This is a genomic window from Pseudomonas sp. TJI-51, assembly GCF_000190455.2.
Taxonomy (GTDB): domain Bacteria; phylum Pseudomonadota; class Gammaproteobacteria; order Pseudomonadales; family Pseudomonadaceae; genus Aquipseudomonas; species Aquipseudomonas juntendi.
This window is the reverse complement of sequence record NZ_AEWE02000049.1, coordinates 1-3,981: the sequence shown is the minus strand read 5'-3', so window position 1 is coordinate 3,981 and position 3,981 is coordinate 1. Positions and strand designations below refer to the sequence as shown.

Genomic DNA, 3,981 nt, shown 5'->3' with positions numbered 1-3,981 from the left:
TGGGCGACCGCCCCAGCCAGTTTGCCCTGGCGCTCGGCTTCCTTGGCGTCGAACGCCAGTTGCAGCACGCCGCAGGCATCCCAGTCCTGGCCCCGTTGCAGGCGTTCGAGCTGGCGCCGGGTGTAGCCGAAGCCGGACAGGATCAGCTGCGACAACGCCGTGCCATGGGCGGACAGCTTGAGGTACAGCACCCCCTGCGGGTTGCCCGAGGCTTCCTGCGCGGCGGCGGCATGGCGTTCCAGCACGGTCACCTGCCNNGGCCCCCTGCCAGCCACGCCGGGCCAGGCTGGCCGCGCTGGCGCTGCCGGCGAGCCCGGCGCCGATCACCAGCGCCTGGCGCGGGCCCAGCGTGGCGGGCGGGCGTGCATACCAGGGGGCGCCAGGGGCGGGCAGGGCGCCGACGTAGGCGCCGCTCATCACTTCCCACTTTTTGCCGATGCCCGGCACCTTCTTCATGGCAAAGCCCGCTTCGACCAGGCTGCGGCGCACCCAGCCGGTGGTGGTGAAGGTGCCCAGCACTGTCCCTGAGTGGGACAGCCGCGCCAACTGGGCGAACAGCTGCGGGGTCCACATGTCGGGGTTCTTGGCCGGGGCGAAGCCGTCGAGGAACCACACGTCCACCTGTGCATCGAGCTGCGGTAGCTGCTCCAGCACATCGCCGATCAGCAGGGTCAGGGTGACCCGGCCCCCGGCGAAGGTGAACTGCTGAAAGCCGGGGTGCACCGCCACATACTGGGCCAGCAGCGGCTCGGTGTAGGCGGCGAGCTCCGGCCACAGGCGTACGGCGCGGGCCATGTCGGCAGCGCCCAGGGGGTACTTTTCGACACTGACGAAATGCAGGCGTGCACCACTGGGCGCGTGCTGGTCGAACAATTGCCATGCGCAGAAGAAGTTCATGCCGGTGCCAAAGCCGGTCTCGCCGATCACCAGGCTGCTGTGTGCGGGCAGGTTGGCGAAGCGCTCGGCCAGGCGGGTTTGGCCGAGGAACACATGCTTGGTTTCTTCGATGCCTTCGTTGACCGCGAAATAGACGTCGTCGTACTGCCGCGAATGGGGGCGGCCCTGGTCGTCCCAGTCGATCTGGGCGTGCTGGAGAAGGGTGGATTCAGGCATGGCTGGTTCGCTGGAGATGAGTGGCAAGTTGCAAGTTGCAAGTTGCAGGTCGCAAGTGGCTAGAAAAAGCAGATGGTGGCATGGCTTACGTTTTCTTGCGACTTGCGACTTGCGACTTGCGACTTGCAGCTTGCAGCTTGCAGCTTCGAATTCCGCTAGTCTTGGTTATCCATTGAAGGAGCCCATGCATGTTCGAATCCGCCGAAATCGGCCACAGCATCGACAAGGAGGCTTACGACGCCGAGGTGCCCGCGTTGCGCGAGGCCCTGCTCGAAGCCCAGTACGAACTCAAGCAGCAGGCGCGCTTCCCGGTGATCGTGCTGATCAACGGCGTTGAAGGCGCTGGCAAGGGTGAGACGGTAAAGCTGCTGAACGAGTGGATGGACCCGCGCATGATCGATGTGCTGACCTTCGACCAGCAAACCGACGAAGAGCTGGCCCGGCCGCCGGCATGGCGCTACTGGCGGGCCTTGCCGCCGAAGGGGCGGATGGGCGTGTTTTTTGGCAACTGGTACAGCCAGATGCTGCAGGGGCGGGTGCACGGGGTGCTCAAGGATGCCGTGCTCGACCAGGCCATCACCGGTGCCGAACGCCTGGAGCAAATGCTCTGCGACGAAGGTGCGCTGATCATCAAGTTCTGGTTCCACCTGTCCAAGAAGCAGATGAAGGCGCGCCTGAAATCGCTGAAGGACGACCCGTTGCACAGCTGGAAAATCAGCCCCCTGGACTGGCAGCAGTCGAAAACCTACGACCGCTTCGTACGCTTTGGCGAGCGCGTGCTGCGCCGCACCAGCCGCGATTATGCACCGTGGCACATCGTCGAGGGGGTCGACCCCAACTACCGTAGCCTGGCGGTCGGGCGCATCCTGCTGGAAAGCTTGCAGGCCGCACTGGCCAACAACCCCAAGGGCAAGCACCAGGGGAACGTGGCCCCATTGGGGCGTAGCATCGATGACCGCAGCCTGCTGGGGGCGCTGGACTTGAGCGTGCGCCTGGACAAGGCCGATTACCAAGAGCAGCTGGTGACCGAGCAGGCCCGCCTTGCCGGGCTGCTGCGGGACAAGCGGATGCGCCGCCATGCCCTGGTGGCGGTGTTCGAAGGCAACGATGCTGCCGGCAAAGGCGGAGCCATCCGCCGGGTGGCCGCTGCGCTGGACCCGCGCCAATACCGTATCGTGCCGATTGCCGCGCCCACCGAGGAAGAGCGCGCGCAGCCTTACCTGTGGCGCTTCTGGCGGCACATACCGGCGCGGGGCAAGTTCACCATTTTCGACCGCTCCTGGTATGGCCGAGTGCTGGTGGAGCGGGTAGAGGGGTTCTGCACGCCGGCTGACTGGATGCGCGCCTATAGCGAGATCAATGATTTCGAGGAACAGTTGGTGAACGCCGGGGTGGTGTTGGTCAAGTTCTGGCTGGCCATCGACCAGCAGACCCAGCTGGAGCGCTTCGAAGAGCGCGAGCAGATCCCGTTCAAGCGCTACAAGATCACCGAGGATGACTGGCGCAACCGGGACAAATGGGATGACTACGCCCAGGCCGTGGGGGACATGGTCGACCGTACCAGCAGCGAGATTGCGCCATGGACATTGGTAGAGGCCAACGACAAGCGCTGGGCCCGGGTGAAGGTGCTGCGCACCATCAACGAGGCGCTTGAGGCGGCGTTTGCCAAGCACAAGAAGTAGATTGCCGGGTTTGGCCTCAAGCCATGCTGCAAAAGAATGACCTGATGAATTCTTTTCTCGGCACGTTCCCCCGCACCTCCCCAGCAAGCCCGTAGAATCAAGCAATCGCCACCACGGGCTTGATCGAGGACTTTATGCATACCACTTCCGGCCGCTGGGGCTATGGCCTGTTCCTGGCACTCTTGACGGCGCTGCTCTGGGGCATTCTGCCGATCAAGCTCAAGCAGGTACTGCAAGTGGTCGACCCGATCACCGTCACCTGGTACCGCTTGCTGGTCTCGGGCGGCCTGCTGTTTGCCTGGCTGGCGGCCCAGCGGCGGTTGCCCCCCATTCGTAAACTGCCAGCAAAGGGCAAGGGCCTGGTGGCCGTTGCTGTCTTCGGCTTGATGGGCAACTACGTGCTGTACCTGATCGGGCTCAACCTGCTTAGCCCGGGTACTGCACAGTTGGTGGTGCAGATTGGCCCGGTGTTGCTGCTGGTGGCCAGTGTGTTCGTGTTCCGTGAGCGCTTCAGCCTGGGGCAGGGTGTAGGGCTGCTGGTGCTGCTGGCGGGGTTTGGCCTGTTCTTCAACCAGCGCCTGGACGAACTGCTGACCTCGCTGGGGGCCTACACCACGGGTGTGCTGACCATATTGCTGGCCACCAGCATCTGGGTGTTCTATGCGCTGAGCCAAAAGCAGTTGCTGACGGTGTGGCATTCGCAGCAGGTCATGATGGTGATCTACCTCAGTTGCGCCGCGCTGCTCACGCCCTGGGTGCACCCGCTGCAGGCGTTGCAACTGACCCCGGTGCAGGGCTGGCTGTTGCTGGCGTGCTGCCTGAATACCCTGGTGGCCTACGGCGCGTTTGCCGAAGCGCTGGCACACTGGGAGGCATCACGGGTGAGTGCCACGCTGGCACTGACGCCGCTGGTGACCTTTGTTGCAGTGGCGTTGGCGGCGCTGGTATGGCCTGACTATGTGCACGCTGAAGATATCAATGCGCTGGGCTATGTGGGGGCGGTGACGGTGGTGTTCGGCTCTGCCCTGGTGGCGTTGGGGCCATCGCTGGTGGCCGGCTGGCGTGCCCGCAGGGCGCGGTTGGCCCATGTTCCTTGATCGCCTGTAGTGGCCCCATCGCTGGCAAGCCAGCTCCCACAGGACCGCGCAAAGCTCAGGCCCGAGGTACCACCCTGTGGGAGATTCTA

2 protein-coding genes and 1 pseudogene are annotated in these 3,981 nt (G+C 64.4%); 2 read left to right on the top strand and 1 reads right to left on the bottom strand.

Going from position 1 to position 3,981, the window contains the following annotated elements:
- Positions 1-1,113 (bottom strand): annotated as a pseudogene (mnmC, locus tag G1E_RS29435) (bifunctional tRNA (5-methylaminomethyl-2-thiouridine)(34)-methyltransferase MnmD/FAD-dependent 5-carboxymethylaminomethyl-2-thiouridine(34) oxidoreductase MnmC); the annotation flags it as partial.
- 188 nt (positions 1,114-1,301) lie between these two features.
- On the opposite strand from mnmC, the gene pap reads away from it, so the two are divergent.
- Together pap and G1E_RS11620 are read left to right on the top strand one after the other, a co-directional pair.
- Entirely contained in the window at positions 1,302-2,795 is a 1,494-nt protein-coding gene (pap, locus tag G1E_RS11625; RefSeq protein ID WP_009681696.1) for a polyphosphate:AMP phosphotransferase, read from the top strand.
- A gap of 134 nt (positions 2,796-2,929) precedes the next feature.
- Positions 2,930-3,892, top strand: a complete 963-nt coding sequence (locus G1E_RS11620) for a DMT family transporter (RefSeq protein WP_009681695.1) — start codon at positions 2,930-2,932, stop codon at positions 3,890-3,892.
- The last annotated feature ends 89 nt before the right edge of the window (positions 3,893-3,981 follow it).

What these genes read in the sequence shown, in the direction of transcription:
- G1E_RS11620 (WP_009681695.1), top strand. Translation starts at nt 2,930, where the DNA reads ATGCATACCACTTCCGGCCGCTGGGGCTATGGCCTGTTCCTGGCACTC.
- pap (WP_009681696.1), top strand. Translation starts at nt 1,302, where the DNA reads ATGTTCGAATCCGCCGAAATCGGCCACAGCATCGACAAGGAGGCTTAC.